The sequence below is a fragment of the Streptomyces sp. GB4-14 genome, from assembly GCF_022696125.1.
GTDB classification, from domain to species: domain Bacteria; phylum Actinomycetota; class Actinomycetes; order Streptomycetales; family Streptomycetaceae; genus Streptomyces; species Streptomyces werraensis.
In genome coordinates this window covers 4,135,838-4,154,556 of sequence record NZ_RZHO01000002.1, presented here as the reverse complement: position 1 = coordinate 4,154,556, position 18,719 = coordinate 4,135,838, and the positions used below count along the sequence as shown (strand labels likewise).

At 73.2% G+C, this 18,719-nt stretch carries 17 protein-coding genes and 2 tRNA genes; 12 read left to right on the top strand and 7 right to left on the bottom strand.

The genetic code is table 11. The annotated features are described in order from the left end of the window. The first annotated feature begins 118 nt into the window (after positions 1-118). The 5 genes from ELQ39_RS20320 to ELQ39_RS20300 all read left to right on the top strand — a co-directional run bounded on the left by ELQ39_RS20320 (position 119) and on the right by ELQ39_RS20300 (position 6,337). On the top strand, positions 119-1,072 hold the full coding sequence (locus ELQ39_RS20320) for a phosphatase PAP2 family protein (protein WP_242593211.1): 954 nt from the start codon (positions 119-121) through the stop codon (positions 1,070-1,072). Further along, the gene (locus ELQ39_RS20315; RefSeq protein ID WP_225627875.1) at positions 1,023-2,171 is read left to right on the top strand and encodes a hypothetical protein; all 1,149 of its coding nucleotides are present in this window, start codon (positions 1,023-1,025) and stop codon (positions 2,169-2,171) included. The genes ELQ39_RS20320 and ELQ39_RS20315 overlap by 50 nt, the downstream gene beginning before the upstream one ends. Beyond that, positions 2,162-3,763, top strand: coding sequence for a hypothetical protein (locus ELQ39_RS20310; RefSeq protein WP_242593209.1), 1,602 nt, complete (start codon positions 2,162-2,164; stop codon positions 3,761-3,763). The genes ELQ39_RS20315 and ELQ39_RS20310 overlap by 10 nt, the downstream gene beginning before the upstream one ends. Continuing rightward, complete coding sequence (locus ELQ39_RS20305) at positions 3,760-5,109, top strand: AAA family ATPase (RefSeq protein WP_242593207.1); 1,350 nt, start codon at positions 3,760-3,762, stop codon at positions 5,107-5,109. The genes ELQ39_RS20310 and ELQ39_RS20305 overlap by 4 nt, the downstream gene beginning before the upstream one ends. Before the next feature lie 94 nt (positions 5,110-5,203). Then, positions 5,204-6,337 (top strand): LLM class flavin-dependent oxidoreductase, encoded by a 1,134-nt coding sequence (locus tag ELQ39_RS20300; RefSeq protein WP_443334346.1) that lies wholly within the window; start codon positions 5,204-5,206, stop codon positions 6,335-6,337. Here ELQ39_RS20300 and ELQ39_RS20295 read toward each other — a convergent pair. Then, positions 6,313-8,202, bottom strand: a complete 1,890-nt coding sequence (locus ELQ39_RS20295) for a putative bifunctional diguanylate cyclase/phosphodiesterase (RefSeq protein WP_190000781.1) — start codon at positions 8,200-8,202, stop codon at positions 6,313-6,315. The genes ELQ39_RS20300 and ELQ39_RS20295 overlap by 25 nt on opposite strands. A 442-nt stretch (positions 8,203-8,644) precedes the next feature. Between ELQ39_RS20295 and ELQ39_RS20290 the strand changes: the two genes are divergently transcribed. Next, the gene (locus tag ELQ39_RS20290) at positions 8,645-9,883 is read left to right on the top strand and encodes a M6 family metalloprotease domain-containing protein (protein ID WP_242593204.1); all 1,239 of its coding nucleotides are present in this window, start codon (positions 8,645-8,647) and stop codon (positions 9,881-9,883) included. Positions 9,884-9,944: 61 nt separating this feature from the next. Here the strand turns inward: ELQ39_RS20290 and ELQ39_RS20285 are convergent. The 4 genes from ELQ39_RS20285 to ELQ39_RS20270 all read right to left on the bottom strand — a co-directional run bounded on the left by ELQ39_RS20285 (position 9,945) and on the right by ELQ39_RS20270 (position 12,094). Beyond that, positions 9,945-10,018, bottom strand: a tRNA-Lys gene (locus tag ELQ39_RS20285). After that, positions 10,009-10,602 (bottom strand): bifunctional DNA primase/polymerase, encoded by a 594-nt coding sequence (locus tag ELQ39_RS20280; RefSeq protein WP_190000783.1) that lies wholly within the window; start codon positions 10,600-10,602, stop codon positions 10,009-10,011. Before ELQ39_RS20280 ends, ELQ39_RS20285 begins: the two co-directional genes overlap by 10 nt. A 142-nt stretch (positions 10,603-10,744) precedes the next feature. Next, positions 10,745-11,110 (bottom strand): hypothetical protein, encoded by a 366-nt coding sequence (locus tag ELQ39_RS20275; RefSeq protein ID WP_189897930.1) that lies wholly within the window; start codon positions 11,108-11,110, stop codon positions 10,745-10,747. Between the two features lie 249 nt (positions 11,111-11,359). Then, positions 11,360-12,094, bottom strand: coding sequence for a maleate cis-trans isomerase family protein (locus tag ELQ39_RS20270; RefSeq protein WP_242593202.1), 735 nt, complete (start codon positions 12,092-12,094; stop codon positions 11,360-11,362). Between the two features lie 488 nt (positions 12,095-12,582). On the opposite strand from ELQ39_RS20270, the gene ehuB reads away from it, so the two are divergent. The 6 genes from ehuB to ELQ39_RS20235 all read left to right on the top strand — a co-directional run bounded on the left by ehuB (position 12,583) and on the right by ELQ39_RS20235 (position 16,739). After that, on the top strand, positions 12,583-13,497 hold the full coding sequence (gene ehuB, locus ELQ39_RS20260; RefSeq protein WP_225627880.1) for an ectoine/hydroxyectoine ABC transporter substrate-binding protein EhuB: 915 nt from the start codon (positions 12,583-12,585) through the stop codon (positions 13,495-13,497). Continuing rightward, on the top strand, positions 13,494-14,195 hold the full coding sequence (gene ehuC, locus ELQ39_RS20255; RefSeq protein WP_242593200.1) for an ectoine/hydroxyectoine ABC transporter permease subunit EhuC: 702 nt from the start codon (positions 13,494-13,496) through the stop codon (positions 14,193-14,195). Before ehuB ends, ehuC begins: the two co-directional genes overlap by 4 nt. Next, positions 14,192-14,842, top strand: a complete 651-nt coding sequence (ehuD, locus tag ELQ39_RS20250; RefSeq protein ID WP_225627881.1) for an ectoine/hydroxyectoine ABC transporter permease subunit EhuD — start codon at positions 14,192-14,194, stop codon at positions 14,840-14,842. Before ehuC ends, ehuD begins: the two co-directional genes overlap by 4 nt. Continuing rightward, on the top strand, positions 14,832-15,623 hold the full coding sequence (gene ehuA / locus ELQ39_RS20245; RefSeq protein WP_225627882.1) for an ectoine/hydroxyectoine ABC transporter ATP-binding protein EhuA: 792 nt from the start codon (positions 14,832-14,834) through the stop codon (positions 15,621-15,623). Before ehuD ends, ehuA begins: the two co-directional genes overlap by 11 nt. 196 nt (positions 15,624-15,819) lie before the next feature. Next, positions 15,820-16,578 carry an IclR family transcriptional regulator domain-containing protein gene (locus ELQ39_RS20240; protein WP_190000789.1) on the top strand — a complete coding sequence of 253 codons (759 nt, stop codon included), beginning with the start codon at positions 15,820-15,822 and terminating at the stop codon, positions 16,576-16,578. A gap of 87 nt (positions 16,579-16,665) precedes the next feature. Further along, positions 16,666-16,739: transfer RNA gene (locus ELQ39_RS20235), tRNA-Lys, on the top strand. A gap of 54 nt (positions 16,740-16,793) precedes the next feature. Here ELQ39_RS20235 and ELQ39_RS20230 read toward each other — a convergent pair. Together ELQ39_RS20230 and ELQ39_RS20225 are read right to left on the bottom strand one after the other, a co-directional pair. Further along, positions 16,794-17,399: a lytic polysaccharide monooxygenase auxiliary activity family 9 protein gene (locus ELQ39_RS20230; protein WP_093767176.1), complete on the bottom strand. Its 606-nt coding sequence runs from the start codon at positions 17,397-17,399 to the stop codon at positions 16,794-16,796. A 129-nt stretch (positions 17,400-17,528) separates the two neighbouring features. Next, complete coding sequence (locus ELQ39_RS20225) at positions 17,529-18,674, bottom strand: SPFH domain-containing protein (protein WP_242593198.1); 1,146 nt, start codon at positions 18,672-18,674, stop codon at positions 17,529-17,531. Positions 18,675-18,719 lie beyond the last annotated feature (45 nt).

Sequence of the window (18,719 nt, the reverse complement as noted above, 5' to 3'; positions counted from 1 at the left end):
GGGGGGCGATCTCCGCGTCTTCCCGGTTCCGAGGGCGTGTACGCGGGAAGACGCGCGCACACCGTAGAGTGGCTGGCCGCCGACCAGGACAGCACGAGGACGAAGGGGGAGCGATCGGATGCCGCACGCCGAGACACCGGGCACCGAGGCGGTCCCGGCGACCCGGATGCGCTGGTGGACGGAGCTGCCGCTCATCCTCCTCGTGTACGCCTGCTACTCCGCGGGACGGCTCGTCGTCCGCGGCGACGTCTCCGACGCCGTCGACCACGGCCTGGCGCTGCTGCGGATCGAGAAGGCGTTGTACCTCAACGCCGAGCACCCGCTGAACCGCCTGTTCACCCGCGAACCGTGGATCGGCATACCCGCCGACTTCTGGTACGCCTCCCTGCACTACCTGGTCACCCCGGCGCTCCTCGTGTGGCTGTTCCGCTCCCGCGCGGTGCGCTACCGGGCGGCCAGGACCTGGCTGATGACGTCGACGTTCATCGGCCTGATCGGCTTCACCCTGCTGCCCACCTGCCCGCCCCGGCTGCTCGACCCGAGCCACGGCTTCGTCGACACGATGGCCTACTACAGCTCGTGGGGCTGGTGGGGCGGCGAGGCGAGCGCCCCGCGCGGTCTGGGCGGCATGACCAACCAGTACGCGGCGATGCCCAGCCTGCACGTGGGATGGGCGCTGTGGTGCGGCGTGATCCTCTGGAAGTACGGGCGCGGGCGCTGGGCCAGGACGGCCGCGGTCGTCTACCCGCTGGTCACCACGATCGTGGTGATGGGCACCGCCAACCACTACTTCCTCGACGCGCTCGCGGGCGCCGCCGTGATGGGCGCGGGCTACCTGCTGGCCCCGTACGTGACGCGGTACGCGGACGTCGTGAAGGCCCGCTTCCGGATCGGTGCGACGGCCGTCCCCGCGGTCTCGTCCGGCCCGGATACCGCGATTGTCAGTGACGGATGCCAGACTTCCGCGGGTGAGCGAATTCCACGGCAGCGGCAGCCCGAGTCGCGGTACGGAGCCGAACCGGGTGCCTCCCCCACGGACGCCGGAGAAGGGGCTCCGGCACCGGCTCGCTGAGCTGCGCGGTCCCGAGGTGAAGCCCAGGGCGCTGGACGCCCGGGCGCTGGCCGCCCTCGCCGCCAACCCGGGCTGCAGACGGCGCGCGATCCTCGACGGCGCCGGCGTGGACAAGGCCGCATTGGCGAGCGCGCTGGGCTCGCCCTCGGTCTTCGGCCAGTCGCAGTTCGCCTTCGTCCGGGGCAACGCCTTCGAGGCCAAGGTCAAGGCCGACGGCGGCACGGAGCTGCTGCGCCTCGCCCACGAGAAGCTGGACCGCACGGCCGAGCCGCCCATGGGCGCGCGCCTGCCGGACCTGGGCGCGCAGGACTCCGACGGCCGCACGCGGCGCACGGAGGAGGCGCTGCGCGAGGCCGCCGCGGAACCGGGCGCCTGGACGCTCCTCGACCACCCGATGCTCGCCCTCGACGTGGCGGGCTCCCCCGCGTTCCTGGAGCCGGACGCGGTGGTGGTGCACCCCGACGGCAGCTGGACGGTCGTAGAGATCAAGTCGTTCCCCATGCTGGACGGGGCCGCCGACCCGGCGAAGGTCGGCGCGGCCGCCCGCCAGGCCGCGGTGTACGTGCTGGCGCTGGAGCGGGTCGCCGAGCGGCTGGACCCGCCGCCACGGGTGCGTCACCGTGTGCTGCTGGTGTGCCCGAAGGACTTCTCCAACCTGCCCACCGCCTCCGCCGTGGACGTGCGCAAGCAGCGCGCGGTGACCGCGCGCCAGCTGGCCCGGCTCACCCGCATCGAGGAGATCGCCGGGACGCTGCCCGACGGCGTGTGCTTCGCCCCGGAGCTGCCGCCCGAGCAGCTCGAGTGGTCCGTGGAGTCGGTCCCGGCGACGTACGCGCCCGAGTGCCTGTCCGCGTGCGAGCTGGCCTTCCACTGCCGTGACCGGTCCCGCGCGGCCGGCGCCGTGACCTCCCTGGGCCGCCCGGTGCGGGCCGAGCTGGGCGGTCTGACGACGGTCGGGGACGTGCTGGCGGCGGCCCGCGGCGAGGCGGGCGACCCCGAGGACCCGGCGGTCGCCGCGCTGCGCCGGGCCGCCGCCCTGCGCGCGGAGGCGCTCGCGTCCGCCGCCGAAGGGGCGCGGGAGGTGGCCGGGTGTCGCTGATCTCCACCCTCGCCCGGCTCGAGGCGGTCGACACCGGCCGCGCGCAGCCCGCCGCGACCGTCCGGCACCGGCATCTGTCCGAGCGGCCGCTGGTGTTCGTGCCGCTCATCACCGCCGGTGAGGCGGGCGCCCCGCTCGGCGCGCTGGTGGGGACCGACCGGGACGCGCCGCGGCTGCTGGTGGTGCCGCAGCCGCGCGACCGCGAGCTGCGGTTCGCGTTCCTCGCCGAGCTGGCGGACGTCGTCCTGCCGTACGTGGACGGGTTCGCGGACGCCGTGGAGGCGGCCGAGCGCTCGGAGACCGACCCGGAGACGGGCAAGCGGGTCAAGGTCGAGGTCGAGCTGTGCGCGGACGCGCCGCAGTTGATCGTGCCGAGCCGGGCCGGCGTCGACCTGGTGCGCCTGCTCGGCCGGTCGATGCGGTTCCGGCGCACCGCGGAGCAGGACCCGGAGACCCCGTTCCCGGCGCCGCCCCGGGTGCCGCTGCTCGGCCGCTGGCTGACGCACTTCGGGGAGCGGGCCCGGGTGCCCGGCTCCTGCCTGCTGCTCGCCATGACGGACGTGCTGGGCCGGCACTGGGCGACCGGCCAGTCCACGCTGGAGGACCAGCACCTGGGGGCGCTGCTCGCCTGGATCGACCCGCCCGAGGGCCGCTCCGGCGCGGAGGCCGCCCAGGAGGCGGAGCTGGCGCGGGACGACGACGGGCAGCTGGTGTGCCCGCCCGCGGGCCCGGCCACCGACCCGGCGTTCGACAACAAGCTGCTCGCCCCGGCCATCGAGCGCTACGACCGCGCGCGCACCGCGCTCGCCGCCGCCGAGGACGGTGTGGAGGCCGACGACCGGCTGGGCGCGCTGACCGCCGCCGAGCAGGACATCCGCGCCCTGGTGGAGAGCCGTACGCGGCCCACCTGGGACGCGGTGTGGCGGGGCCTGGACCTGCTGCGGGAGCTGCCGGAGGGCGCCCGCGTGGAGGAGCGCTGGACGCGCGACCGCTGGTCGTTCACCAGCCACCGCGACCGGGTGGCGGCCGGGGAGCCGCCGCAGCCGCGCCGCGACGACGCGGTGACGGCGGCGAACAAGCTGGCGGCCCGCGAGCGGGAGCAGGCGCGTCTGGAGGCACAGGAGGCACTCGACGACCCGCTGGTGATGGCGGCCCGGCGGCTGTCCGGGGAGGCGTTCGCCGGGGAGGTCGTCGACGTGGTGATGGCGTACAGCGAGAGCAAGCGGCCGAGCCCGCGCCCGCTGGTCACTGTCCGCACGGACGACCGGCCGCATCTGGGCGAGCGTGTGAAGGTGTACCGCTCGCTGGGCGGGAAGCCGCAGACGGCGGAGTTCGTGGAGTACGCGGCGGGGCCGGAGGACGGTCTGCTGGTCCTGCGGATCATGGACAAGATGGGCCGGGGCAAGGAGCCGGAGCCCGGTTCGGTGCCGGAGAAGGGCGACCGGCTGTGCTTCACGCTCTTCGAGCACGAGCCGCGCGGCGGCGCCAAGCTGCCCGACCCGGAGGAGACCCCGTGGACCCACGGCGGGCCGCCCGGTGAGGACCCCGCCCCCGAGCCCGCCGACCCGGTGACCGAGGAGGACGTGTTGTGACCGCCCCTGTCGAGGCGACGGTGTTCGACCCCGGCTCCGCGGCCGCCCGGGCCACGGACGCGATCCTCCACGACACACTCCACGGCCCCGCGCGCGGTGTCGTCGTCGACTCCCCGCCCGGCGCCGGCAAGTCCACGCTGGTGGTGCGCGCGGCGCTGGAACTGGCCGAGGCGGGCCGCCCGCTGATGGTGGTCGCGCAGACGAACGCGCAGGTGGACGACCTGGTGCTGCGCCTCGCCGAGAAGAACCCCGACCTGCCGGTGGGCCGCCTGCACAGCAGCGACACCGACCCGTACGACAAGGCGCTGGACGCCCTCGACCAGGTGCGCACGTCCGCGAAGGCGGCGGACCTCGCCGGGCTGCCGGTGGTGCTGTCGACGGCGGCGAAGTGGGCGCACGTGAAGAACGTGGAGCCGTGGCAGCACGCCATCGTCGACGAGGCGTACCAGATGCGCTCGGACGCGCTGCTGGCGGTGGCCGGGCTGTTCGAGCGGGCGCTGTTCGTGGGCGACCCGGGGCAGCTGGACCCGTTCTCCATCGTGGGCGCCGAGCAGTGGGCGGGCCTGTCGTACGACCCGTCGGGCTCGGCGGTGACCACGCTGCTCGCGCACAACCCCGACCTGCCGCAGCACCGGCTGCCGGTGTCCTGGCGGCTGCCCGCCTCGGCGGCGCCGCTGGTGTCGGACGCGTTCTACCCGTTCACGCCCTTCCGCAGCGGCACGGACCACGGCGACCGCGCCCTGACCCTCGCCGTCCCGTCGGACGGCTCGGGCCCTGACCGGGTGATCGACGAGGCGGCGGAGACCGGCTGGGGCCTGCTGGAGCTGCCCGCCCGCCACACCCCGCGCACCGACCCGGAGGCGGTGGGGGCGGTCGCCCTCGTGGTGCGCCGGCTGCTGGACCGGGGCGGCGCGGCGGTCTCCGAGCGCTCCCCCGACCCGACGCTGCTCACCGCGGACCGCGTCGCGGTCGGCACGGCCCACCGCGACCAGGCGGCGGCGATCCGTTCGGCGCTGGCGGACCTGGGTGTGAGCGACGTGACCGTCGACACGGCGAACCGCCTCCAGGGCCGGGAGTACGACGTGACGGTCGTCCTCCACCCCCTCTCCGGCCGCCCCGACGCGACGGCGTTCCACCTGGAGACGGGCCGCCTCTGCGTCCTCGCCTCCCGCCACCGCCACGCGTGCATCGTCGTCTGCCGCGAGGGCGTGACGGACCTCCTGGACGACTACCCGTCCACGGAACCGGTCCAGCTCGGGACGCTGGTGAAGTTCCCGGACGGCTGGGAGGCGAACCACGCGGTGCTGTCGCATCTGGCGGAGCACCGGGTGGCCTGGCGGCCCTGAGGCGGGACGGGGGCCGCGTCGGCGTCCGGCGCGCGCCGGTGCCGGGCGGGCCGGGGGAATAACCGGGGACCACCCCCTGTTCCCCCCACCGCACATGCACCGAGTGCGAAGACGTCCGACAGGAGGCACCCACGTGACCGCAGGCGACGAGATCAGGGGCACGGCACACGGCACCGCCCCCGTTCCCCTCTCCGTTCTCGACCTGGTCACGGTGGGTGCCGGGCGGACCGCGTCCGACGCGTTGCGGACCAGCGTGGAGCTGGCGAAGCTCACCGAGGCGCGCGGGTTCCACCGGTACTGGGTGGCCGAGCACCACTCCATGCCGGGCGTGGTCTCCTCCTCGCCGGCCGTGATCCTCGCGCACCTGGCCGCGTACACGGAGCGGATCCGGCTCGGGTCGGGCGGTGTGATGCTGCCCAACCACGCGCCCCTCGTGATCGCCGAGCAGTTCGGCACGCTGGAGGCCATGGCGCCGGGACGGATCGACCTGGGGCTGGGGCGGGCGCCCGGCACCGACGGGGCGACGGCCGCCGCCCTGCGCCGCACCGACCGGCTGAACGAGGGCGCCGACGACTTCCCGCAGCAGCTCGCCGAGCTCACCCGCTTCCTGGACGACGACTTCCCCGACGGGCACCCGTACCGGCGCATCCACGCCGTGCCCGGCCCTGTGCAGGCCACCTCGCCCGGCGGGGTGCAGTCCCCGCACCGGCCGCCGGTGTGGCTGCTCGGCTCCTCCGGGTTCAGCGCGCGGCTGGCCGGCGTGCTCGGCCTGCCGTTCGCCTTCGCGCACCACTTCTCCGCGCAGAACACCGTCCCCGCCCTCGACCTGTACCGGGAGAGCTTCCGGCCGAGCGAGGTGCTGGACGCGCCCTACGCGCTGATCGGGGTCGCCGCGCTCGCCGCCGACGACGAGAAGGAGGCGCGCCGCCAGGTGCTGGCCGCCGCGCTGAACATGGTGCGGCTGCGCACCGGACGCCCGGGGCTCGTGCCCACGCCCGAGGAGGCGGAGGCGTACGACTTCAGCCCGATGGAGCGGGAGTTCGTGGAGTCCTGGAACGCCAACGTCATCCACGGCACGGCGGACGAGGTCCGGGCAGGCCTGGACGACCTGCAGAAGCGCACCGGCGCCGACGAGTTGATGCTCACCGCCAACGCGCACGGTGGTGACGTCCGGGTGCGGTCGTACGAACTGATCGCCGACGCCTACGGGTTGCCGACGCCCGCCTGAACCCCGGGTGTGCCGAGCAGTTCGGAGATGCGGTCGGGCGGGACGGGCCGTGAGTACAGCCAGCCCTGGCCGGTGTCGCAGCCGATCCGGCGCAGCCGGGTGGCCTGCGCGGAGGTCTCCACGCACTCCGCGGTGACGGTCAGCCCCAGCCGGTGGGCGAGCTGCACCATCGCCTCGACGATGACCTCGTCCGCCGGGCTGGCCTTGGCGGCGCGGTCCTCGATCTGGAAGCCGCGCACGAAGGAGCCGTCGAGCTTCAGCACCGACACCGGCAGCCTGCTGAGGTAGGCGAGGTTGGAGTAGCCGGTGCCGAAGTCGTCGATGGCGATGCGCACGCCCATGTCGCTGAGGGCTTCGAGCGCCCGCAACGGCCGGCCCGAGGAGCCCATCACCGCGGACTCGGTCAGCTCCAGCTGGAGGAGGTGCGGGGGCAGCCCGGTCTCCTCCAGGGTTTCGGCGACGTCGGCGACCAGGTCGGAGTCCCAGACCTGACGGACCGCCACGTTCACGCTGACGAAGATCGGCGGCTCGTCCGGGTGCTGCGTCTGCCAGGCGCGCGCCTGCCTGCAGGCCGTGCGCAGCACCCAGCGGCCGAGCGGCACGATCGAACCGTCCTCCTCCGCCAGGGAGATGAACCGATTCGGCGTGAGCGTGCCGAAGCGCGGGTGGTGCCAGCGGATCAGGGCCTCCACGCCGTGCACGCGGTCGTCGTCCATGCCGACCAGCGGCTGGTACTCCAGGGCGAACTCGCCCCGGTCGATGGCCGGGCGGAGGGAGGAGACGAGGGCCTGCCGGGTGACGCGTGAGGCGTTGCGCTCCGGGTCGAACAGCGTCCAGCGGGCCTTGCCGTCGGCCTTCGCCCAGTACAGCGTGGTGTCGGCGGCCTGCATCAGCGCGGTGGGCGTGGTCCCGGCGGCGTGCCGCTCGACCACGCCGATGGAGGCGGACACCTTCAGGCGGCGGCCGGACAGGTCGAACGGCTCCTGGATCGCGTCGAGCAGCGACTCGGCGAGGTCGGCGAGCTGTTCGGTGCCGGTGGAGTCCTCCACGAGCAGGGCGAACTCGTCGCCGCCGAGCCGGGCGACCAGCGGGATCCCGGCCCGGGCCCGGCCCGCGTCCTGCGCGCACCGCGTGAGCCGGTCGGCCACGGCGGCGAGGAGCTGGTCGCCGACGCGGTGGCCGAGGGTGTCGTTGACGGCCTTGAAGCCGTCCAGGTCGAGGTAGCAGAGCCCGATCCGGCCGGTGCCGCTCTCCGCGTACGACTCCGCCTCCAGGGCGGTGGTCAGGCGTTCGAAGAACAGGGTGCGGTTGGGCAGCCGGGTCACCGGGTCGTGCATACGGAGGTGGCGGAGCCGGGCCTGGAGGGCGCGGTGGTCGCTGATGTCGGCGACGGACAGCAGGACGCCGCCGTCGCCGGAAGGCAGCGGGGCGACCGTGACCCGGACCCACAGGGCGTGCCCCTCGGGGTGTTTCAGCCGGCGGGTGCAGCGCAGCCGGGCGCGGCGGCCGCGCAGCAGTTCGCGGTAGGCGTGCCAGGTGCGGGCGTCGGAGGCGAGGTCGACCAGGTCGGCGGCGACGGCGCCGGTGAGGGCGTCCTGGTCGCGGCCCAGCAGGTCGGCGAGGGCGGCGTTGGCGCCGGTGACCATGCCCTCCCGGTCGACGACGGCCATGGCGAGCGGGGCGGCGGTGAAGACGGAGCGGTAGGACGGGGGCGCGGGCGACCGCGGGGAGGCGGACCCGGCGGAACCGACCGGCTCGGCAGCCTCGGCGGACCCGGCACCCGGGGACGCCGGGTTCTCACTCTCCGTGACGACCGACCGATTGAGCTCAGTCGCGGGCGTCGGCCCTTCGGACGTTCCGCTCACCACTCGCTCCCGCAGTGCACTCGCTCGCTGTCGTGCAGGAAAACACCTTCCGCATCCGGAAAGTGTGCCGATCATAGAGGCCCGCGTCGGGCCCTTCCAGCCACTGTCCGGCCTCCGGGCCGGTTCCGCATCTCTGCCAGATCGTTTCTGCACGGGTACGGACGGCTTCTGCCGAGGCTCCGACCAGTTGTGACGTTCTGTGAGTGCGGACGGTGCTCAGTGCGCGCGGTCCCGCCCGTTCTGCCGCCGTTCTCACCCGAGCGGTGCAGTTGAACAGGGCGCAGTACGACAAATCATCCCACTCTGGGTGCGGTGTCCCGCGAACCGTCTCCCGGAGGTCCCCGTGCCGCGTCAGCTCACCCCGAGAGGACTCGGTCGTGAGGCACTGCGACAGCGGCTGGGCCGTTCGGGTGTCCGGCCCCGGCTGCGGACCACGGCGGCGATGTGCACGACGATGTCGGCGCTCGCCGCGACGTCCATGGTGAGCGTGCCGTCCGGTCCCGAGCCGTTCTCGGCGGAGCCGTGCGTGCTCACCCGGACCGACGCCCACCACTCGGAGGGGCTGGACACCTGGAACGCGGCCTATCCGCGTCCGACCAGCCGGCTGGACGCGGTGATGGTGTTCCTGTCGTTCCCCGACTCGCGTCCGCTGACCTCGCCGGACGAGCTGGCCGCCGACCACTTCCCGATGACCAGCCGCTTCTTCGAGCGGGCCTCCTACGGGAAGTTCAGCCTGCGGGCGCATCCGGTGAAGCGGTGGATCCGGATGCCGCGCCCCTCGACGGCGTACGCCGTACAGCGCGACTGGACGGTGGCGCACCGTGCGGCCTACCTGCGGGACGCGCTCGCCGCATCCGATCCGCACGTCGACTACTCGGCCTACGACATCGTGTACCTCGTCGCCGATCCGGACGCGCCGGGGGTGGACTCGGACGCCACGAAGGTGGTCAACCTGGACCGGCCGATGCGGGCGGACGGCGCCGACATCCGGCGGGTCGTCACCGTGTTCGAGAACCATCCTCCGGACCGTCTGGTGCTGGCGCACGAGACGGGGCACGTCTTCGACCTGCCGGATCTGTACCACCGGCCGGTGGACGGCAAGGGCGACTGGGACACCCATGTCGGGGACTGGGACCTGATGGGCAGCCAGTTCGCGCTGGCCCCGGATCTGTTCGGCTGGCACAAGTGGAAGCTGGGCTGGCTGGAGCCGCGGCAGGTGCGGTGCGTGCAGGAGGGCGGTCCGGTGCGGCTGACGCTGGAGCCGCTGGGGGCGGGGCCGGGCACGCCGGTGACGGGCGCGGCCGGGGCGCCGTCGTTCGGTCTCGGGCGCGGCACCAAGCTGGCGGTGGTGCGCACGGGCGCGGACACGGCGCTGGCCTTCGAGGTGCGCGGCCCGGTCGGCAACGACCGCGCGGCCTGCCGGCCGGGGGTGCTGGTCTACCGCGTGTCCAGCGGCACCCGCTCGGGACGCGGTCCCGTCGAGGTGATCGACGCCCACCCGCACACCGAGGGGTGCTGGGAGGACTCGGTCTATCCCCCGCTTGCGGACGCCCCGGTCGCCCTCGGCGAGAGCTTCACGGTCCCCGGCGAGTCGGTCCGCGTCGACGTGGAGGGCCGCACGCCCTCCGGCGCCTGGACGGTCAAGATCACCACCGGCGACCGCGCGGCCCGGGCGTCCTGACCGGACGCGTGACCCACGCGCAGAAGGCCCCCCGCTTGCGCGAGAGGCCTTCCACGTGTCGTGCGCCGCCAGGGACTCGAACCCCGGACCCGCTGATTAAGAGTCAGCTGCTCTAACCAACTGAGCTAGCGGCGCCTGCTGACGTCGTAGACATTAGCACCACGATCGGCGGGAGGAAAAATCGATATCCGCACGGCGGCACGGGCCGCCCGGACCGCCGCCCAGAGCAGTACCTCCGGGCCCGGCAGCCAGGGGCTCCGGCTGTCGGGGGCGACCAGCCAGCGGGCCGGGGGTCCCGCGTCGGGGCGGGCGGGTCCGGACGGGGCGGGGACGGTCACCGCGTCGCCGGCGCCGTGACACAGCAGGGGCGGGACGCCGTCCGTGCGGCTGCCGTGGGCGCCCCACTCCTCCCACTTCAGCAGGGCGGGCAGCCGCTGGGCCGTGCCCACGGCGCCGAACAGCAGCATCCGGCCCCGGTACTCCGCGACGGGACCCGAGCCCGGCCCCTCCTCCCACAGACGGTCCAGCATCCGGCGCCCGAAGATCGCGGGCACGCTCACCACGTCGAAGACGACGCCGCAGGGCAGGACCACCGGAGCGTCCGGCCGCTCGCCCCAGAGGGTGCGGGCGCCGCGCGGGGCGGCGCCGGCCGAGGCGAGCCAGGCGGCTCCGTCCGGGGTGACACCGCTGACGTCGGAGACATTCGGTGTGCTGCTCATACAGATATTTCTACGTGCCGTGAGGGAACGGTTCCGCAGAGTTGCCGGAATCCGGGACGGCGACCCGGCCGGGCGCGTACCCTGTCGTCCGGCATATGCCACACCCGTTCGACGGGCCGGAGGACCGGGGCGCCGGCGCGGCTCACACGGGGTCGACGTGCCCCGGGCCCTCGCCGCCGCGCATCAGGTCGCGGCCGAACTCGACCATCTTCTTCGCGTAGTCCTCGGTCCACTCGGCGCGCTCGGCGATGTCCGCCGTGGACAGCCGGTCGAAGCGCCGGGGGTCGGCGAGCTGGGCCGCCGCCATCGCCTGGAACTCCGTCGCCCGGTCCGCGGCGGCACGGAACGCGAGCGTCAGCTCCGTGGCCCGCTCCAGCAGCGCGCGCGGATCCTCGATCGACTCCAGGTCGAAGAAATGCTCGGGGTCCGAGGCCGCCTGCGCGGGCTCGAACAGCAGGGGCGCGGGGCGCAGCCGCGGCTGGTCCGGGCGCGGCGTGTGCTCCGCCATGACTTCTCCTTCGTACGTCGCGGTGGCCTCCGGGTGCCGGAGGGCCACCGTCCATTGTCCCGCGCCCCCGCAAGAGGGCGTCCGGCCCGCGGGGACCGGCCGGCCCCGCGTCCGCGGGCGCGCCGACCGGTGACTACCCAGCTCGCGGGGCGCACAAAGACGGCGACGGGAACGCGCTCCGGGCGCGCGGGAGGGCGTACGCCGGCGAAGGTGGCGTTCGTCACGTCCGTGCCGGACCGGCATCTCCCGTCACACCTGGACGACCGGCTCCCGGGTGAAGAGCGCGCCCAGTTCCGGCGCGTTGACGCGGCGGTCGGCCAGGCGCAGGCCCTCCCAGGCCGTGACCTGGTTGGCGGTGAGGACCGGCTTTCCCAGCTCCTTCTCCAGTGCCGGGATGTGGGCCACGGTGTGCAGGGCGGTGTCCGGCAGGAGCAGCGCCTCCGCGTCCGGGGAGTCGGCCGCGCGGGCCAGCGCGAACAGCTCCCGTTCGCCCCAGGCGCCGACCTCGGCGGCCGTGACGGTGGTCCCCGAGCTGCGCACCCCGGTGACCTCCGCTCCCCCGGCCCGCAGGAAGTCGGCGAAGAGCCGGGCGACGTCGTCGGGGTAGGTCGCGCCGACGGCGACCCGGCGTACCTCGATCTCCCGGATCGCGTGCACGAAGGCGAAGGAGGTGGAGGAGGCGGGCATGCCCGCGGCGAGCGCGAGGCCCCGCACCTGCTCGTGGGCGCCCTCCCAGCCGTGCACGAAGCTGCCGCTGGTGCACGCCCACACCACGGCCTCCGCGCCGGAGAGCCGCAGTTCCTGCAGTCCGGCCGCCAGTCGTTCGGGCGAGCCCATCTCGCGCAGCACGTCCACCCGGTGCGCGTCCTCGCCGATGTCGGTGTGCACCAGGTCCAGGCGGACGTCGCTGCCCAGCAACTGCTCGATGCGCGGATAGTCGTCCTCCGCGAAGTGGCCGGGGTAGAGGAATCCCAGTGCGGTCATGTCCAGCCTTCCTGCTGCTTCTCTCCTGGCGCTTCCGGCAGTACGGGACCGGGCGCCGCCCGGCCGGGCAGCACGGCCGGCGTCCGGCCCGGCGTGACGGTCCCGGAGCGTGCGGACGCGTCGATCGGCGCCCGACACGGTCCCACCGCCCGGGTACCCCATCGGCGCAACGCCGCCCACATGCTCACCTGGTTGGCCGAGATGAGCGGTATGTGAGGTCCCGCCTCCTCCTCGACGGTGACCGAGAGGGCGTGGACCTCGTGGGACGCCGCCGGACAGCGGGAGAGATTTCCGGACGGCTTCACAGCTGATCGGGGCACGGTCGTCGAGCAGCCGCGCGATGCCGGACACCTCGCGCCCGACCAGGGAGATCTCGAGGAATCGGCCGGCCGTGCACCGTGGTCCCGTGCCGGTCGAGACCGCTCCCACGGCCGGACGGGCCGAAACTGGCCGGAATAACTCGCATCGCTTCGGGTAGCGGCGCCGCCATGGCTCCACCACTTCACCCACTGAGACGAATCACAGGGACCTCCGGGCCCTCGCGTCGGTCGCTGCTCGCGGGGGTCGCGGCGCTCGGCGCGCTGGGCGCGGCGGGGTGTTCCCGCGTGCCGACCGCCTCCACGACGGACGGCGGCGACCTGCTCGAGCGGCTGAGGGCGGCGGGCGTGGTCCGGCTGGGCATCGCCGGTGAGATCCCGTTCGGCTACATCGACAAGGACGGTGAGCTGACCGGCGAGGCGCCCGAGCTGGCCAAGGTCATCTTCAAACGGCTGGGGGTGGACCGGGTGCAGCCCGTGCCCACCGAGTTCGGCTCGCTCATACCCGGGCTGAACTCCCAGCAGTTCGACGTCGTGGCCGCGGGCATGTACGTGAACCCCGAGCGCTGTGAGCAGGTCATCTTCTCCGACCCCGACTACCAGATGCTCGACTCGTTCATCGTCCGCAAGGGCAACCCGCTGGGGCTGCGCGACTACCAGGACGTGGTCGAGAAGAAGGCGAAGTTCGCCACCGGCACCGGCTACGCGGAGATCGCGTACGCCGTGGAGGCCGGCTACAAGGAGAGCGACATCCTGATCGTCCCCGATCAGGTGGCCGGCCTGAACGCCGTCGAGGCCGGACGTGTCGACGTCTTCGCCGGTACCGCGCTCACCACCCGTGAGGTGGTCAAGAAGTCGAGCAAGGCCGAGGCCACCGAGCCGTTCAAGCCCCTCGTCGGGGGCGAGCCGCACGTCGACGGCGGCGCGTTCGCGTTCCGGCCGACGGAGACCGAGCTGCGGGACGCCTTCAACGTGGAGCTGGCGAAGCTCAAGAAGAGCGGCGAGCTGCTGCGCATCCTCAGGCCGTTCGGGTTCACCGAGGACGAGATGACCGATCTGACCGCGAAGGAGCTGTGCGGCGGATGACCTCAGGACTCTGGGAACGCGTACTCGAAGGCGTCTGGGTCACGATCCAGCTGCTCGTGCTCAGCGCGCTGCTCGCCACCGCCGTGTCGTTCGTGGTCGGCATCGCGCGCACCCACCGGCTGTGGATCGTCCGCTTCCTCGCGGGCTTCTACACCGAGGTGTTCCGCGGCACCTCCGCGCTGGTGATGATCTTCTGGGTGTTCTTCGTGCTGCCGCCGGCCTTCGGCTGGCAGCTCGTGCCGCTGTGGGCGGGCACCCTGGCACTCGGCCTGACCTACGGGGCGTACGGCTCGGAGATCGTGCGCGGCGCCCTCGCCGCGGTCGACCCGGCCCAGCGTGAGGGCGGCATCGCCCTCAGCTTCACGCCCTGGCAGCGGATGAGGCTCATCCTGCTGCCGCAGGCGGTGCCCGAGATGATCCCGCCGTTCTCCAACCTGCTGATCGAGCTGCTCAAGGGCACCGCCCTGGTGTCGGTCATGGGCATGGGCGACCTGGCGTTCAGCGCCAACCTGGTCCGCCTGGCGCTGCAGGAGAGCGCGGAGATCTACACGTACGTCCTGCTCATCTACTTCGCCATCGCCTTCCTGCTCACCCGGTCGATGCGCGGGCTGGAGAAGAAGCTGAAGGCGGGCGTCGGCAAGGCGCCGAGGAAGAAGGCCGCCGCCGTGCGCGTGCCCGAGGGAAGTGGTGTCTCGTGACGTGGGACTGGGGCGCGGTCGCCGACTTCATGCCGTACTTCTGGGACGGTCTGTGGGTCACCCTGCAGATCCTGGTGTTCGGTTCGCTGATCTCCTTCGCGCTGGGCCTGGTGTGGGCGCTGCTGATGCGGGCGCCGACGCGCTGGGTGACCTGGCCGGTCGGCGGCCTCACGGAGTTCGTCCGCAACACCCCGCTGCTGGTGCAGCTGTTCTTCCTCTTCTACGTGCTGCCCGAGTGGGGGATCACCTTCTCGGCGATGACCACCGGCGTCTTCGCCATCGGGCTGCACTACTCGACGTACACGATGCAGGTCTACCGCGCCGGTATCGAGGCCGTGCCGGCGGGCCAGTGGGAGGCGGCGACGGCGCTGAACCTGCCGCTGCGCCGGACGTGGACCGTGGTGATCCTGCCGCAGGCCGTGCGCCGGGTGGTGCCCGCGCTCGGCAACTACGTCATCTCGATGCTGAAGGACACGCCCCTGCTGATGGCCATCACCGTCCTGGAGATGCTCGGCCAGGCCCGGCTGTTCGCCCAGCAGAACTTCCAGTTCACCGAGCCCCTGACGGTGATCGGCGTGGCCTTCATCGTCATCTCCTACCTGGCCTCCCTTGCCCTGCGAGCCCTGGAGCGACGCCTTGTCCACTGACACCCACGCCCCCTTCGAAGAGAAGCCCGGGACCCCGCGCGCGACCGGTGAGCTGATCCGGCTGGAGCGGGTCACCAAGCGGTTCGGGGACCACACGGTCCTGGACAACCTGGACTTCTCGGTCGACGCCGGCAAGCACGTGACGCTGATCGGTCCGTCCGGGTCCGGCAAGACCACGATCCTGCGACTGCTGATGACCCTGCTGAAGCCCGACGAGGGCGTCATCACCGTCGACGGGCAGCAGCTGTTCCCGGCGCCGGAGAAGCAGGTCCGCGAGGTCCGCAAGAAGATCGGCATGGTCTTCCAGCAGTTCAACCTGTTCCCGAACATGACCGTGCTGCGGAACATCACCGAGGCCCCGGTCACCGTGCTCGGCATGTCCAAGGACGCCGCCGAGGAGCGGGCGCGGGAGCTGCTGGAGATGGTCGGGCTGAGCGACCACCTCGACAAGCACCCGGCCCAGCTCTCCGGCGGCCAGCAGCAGCGGGTGGCGATCGCCCGGGCGCTGGCGATGCGCCCGCAGGTGCTGCTGCTGGACGAGGTCACCTCGGCCCTGGACCCGGAGCTGGTGGCCGGCGTGCTGGACGTGCTGCGGGACATCGCCCGCTCCACGGACATCACGATGCTGTGCGTGACCCACGAGATGAACTTCGCCCGGGACATCTCGGACCAGGTGCTGATGTTCGACTCGGGCCGGGTCATCGAGGCGGGCTCGCCGGAGAAGATCTTCAACGAGCCGGAGCACGACCGGACGCGGGAATTCCTCAGCGCGGTCCTGTAGTCACGGAGCGTGCCCCGGCGCATCACCCGAGGTCCACGGTCTGGGTCATACCCCTGGCATATGCCAGGGGGTCGGCACCGCAGTTCAGAGGGCCGCAATCTTGTCAACCCCCGCCTTCGACAACGTCTTTGACGGCTATCGTGGAGGGGATTCGTTGACCGGATTGCGGCCCTACGAGCGAGCGCAGGGGGAAACCGTGGCGCTGAGGCACGAGCCGACCGCGTCGTACCACTCGGTCCAGGACGCGCTGCGCGTCCTGGAGACGGTGGCGCGGCGCGGCACAGGAATCAACGAGACCGAACTGGCCCGCGAGACCGGCATCGCCACGGAGCGGCTGACCACCCTCCTGCGCATGCTGCGCCGCGAGGCCTACGTCGAGCAGATCGCCGACGGCGCCTACGTCACCGGGGCCGCCTTCGTCCGGCTCGGCTCCGCCGACGGACACCGGCAGGCCCTGCGGGACACGCTCCAGCACACCCTCGAACGGCTGCGCGACTCCGTGGGCGCCGCCGTCTACCTCAGCCGGTACGTCGACGGCGAGGTCCGGGTCACCCAGTACGCCGACTCCCCGGCCACCCCGAAGGTGAACGAGTGGGTGGACTTCCGCTACTCGGCGCACGCCACGGCGGTCGGCAAGAGCCTGCTCACCCAGCTGGACCACGAGGGCCGGCGCGACCACCTGGCCCGGCACCGCCCGGCCCGGCTCACCTCGCGCACCATCACCAGCGACCGCCTGCTGCTGTCGAAGCTCGCCGCGCAGCCGCCGACGGTTCCGGTCCTGGACCTCCAGGAGTACGCGGTCGGCACGGTGTGCGCGGCCGTCCCGCTCACCGCCGGGTCCACGGCGGGATGCCTGGCGCTGTCCCTGCCGCTGGCCCACGCCCACCGGCTGCGCAGGGCCGCCGACGCCCTCAACCGCAACGCCGCCCCGGTGCTGCTGTCGCTGGCGATCTGAGCCTCGGCGGGAGTGGTCGGGAGCACCCTCTCGGACCAGGTATGATTTTTCCCGTCGCCGACCGCGGAAGCGGACGGCGGGAGTCATGCGCCGCTAGCTCAGTTGGTTAGAGCAGCTGACTCTTAATCAGCGGGTCCGGGGTTCGAGTCCCTGGCGGCGCACCGAGAAGGGCCTCTCGTGGGAGCGAGAGGCCCTTTGACGTGCCCGGGGACCTGTCAGAAGGTCACGTCGGAGCAGGCGTAGAACGCGTTGCCCGTGTCATGGACCGTCCACACCGCGAGGATCACGTGGTGGCCGCTGAGCCCGGTGGGCAGCCGGCCGCTGTGCGACAGGGTCTGCGGCGGACGCTGGCCGTTGTAGGGGACGGTCAGGAACGGGGTGAGGTTGAGGTCGGACCGGGACAGGTTGTGGTTCTGGTTCCAGCCCGGCTTGGTGACGTAGTACTTGAAGTCGGTGGTGGCGTGCATCGCCGTGAACTGCCACCGGAAGGTGTACTCCTGGCCGCCGGTCACCCGGGTGGTGGGCCAGGCGCCGCCCGACGGGGTGCGCGGGGCGTCGAGGGGGGCGAAGGACGCGTTGCCGGCCGAACAGAGCTTGCCGTCGGCGGGGCCGCCCGCCGGGAAGCCCTTCGGGCCCTCGACGCTCTGCGGCTCCCACTGGATGGCGCCGCAGTTGGAGACGCCGCCGTTCTGGCAGAGCTTCTGCCTGCTGACCGGCAGGTCGGTGTAGCCGTGGCCGCTGGCGCCGCCGGAGGAGAGCATGAGCGCTCCGGTCGTGGCCAGTCCCACCGCGGCCGCGTACAGCTTGGTCCGTTTACGCATGCTGCCGCTCCTGGATCGTGGGGGAGTTTGTCAGGGGTGCAGGTCTAGACCAAGTCTCAGGGTAAGGACGGTTGTTGAACATGTCCATACCAATCGCGGGGGTTGTTTCCCTCCGCGGTCGCCCTCCGTTCAGACCCCGGTCTCACCCCGCCCCGCGTAGAACGCCACCGTCAGGTCCTTCACCAGCACCTGGCGCTCGTAGTCGTCCAGGTCCACCAGGCCGCGCATGGTCAGCCGGGTCACGGTGTCCTCCACCGAGTCCACGACCGCGCCGATCACGCTCGCCCGGTGCCGGGCGTCCAGCGCCGTGATCCGGCGCCGGTGCATCGCGGCGGCCACCTCCGGCGCGTACTCCACCCGCAGCGGACGCACCGCGCACACCTCCACCCCCACCGGCCCGGCGTCCGCCGCCACCAGCCGGGTCAGCGCGTCCTGCGTCGCCTGCACCGCGCCCCGCCCGGCGCCCGGCGCGGCCACCGGCACCCGCAGCAGCGCCGCCTCCACGCACGCCCGCAGATACCCCTCGTGGTCCTCGACGCCCAGGGTCGCCCGCGCGGTGTCCCGCACCCGCCACACCACCAGCACCGACACCCGCAGCGCCACCCCGCCCCGGTCCGCCGCGGGGAGCGGCTCACCGCGCCAGTGCCGCAGCCGCACGTCGACCCGGCGGCGCAGCAACAGCGGGTTCACCCACAGCAGTCCGGTCCCCCGCACGGTCCCCCGGTAACGGCCGAACAGTTCCAGCACCCAGGCCCGTCCGGTCCGCCCGCGGGCCAGACCGCCGAAGCCGAACAGCCCGAGCGCCCCGGCCCCGGCGAACGCCGCCCACTGCGCGGGCCCGGGACCGCCGGCCCCGGCGGACGGTCCGAACGCCTCCGCCGCGAGCGGCGGCAGCACTCCCGCCCACCACGCGGTGACCGCGCAGCCCGCGGCGCCGCACACCCCCGCGAACACCCCGGCGATCCCCGGCAGCACCCGCGCGGGCCGCTCCACGATCTCCGGGTCGACGCCGGGCGCGGACGCGCGGGCCCTTACCCCGATGTCCCGGGTGTCCCGGTCCTCCTTCTCGGGCAGGGGACGGTGGGCGACGACCGCGGGCCGCGGCTTCGCCTCCGCGGGAGGCGCCGAGGGTTCCTCACGGAACAGCAGGTGGACGGGGATCTCGGTGGTGGACTCGGTGTGGATCAGCCGGGCCGGGCGGGCGGCCGCGAAGCCGTCGTCGGGCCCCTCGGACTCGGGGACGTGCTCGGGGATGTGGGGTGTCGTGGTGGTCATGCGTGCCTCCAGCCTCCGCGCCAGATGCGTCACATCGAGGGACTC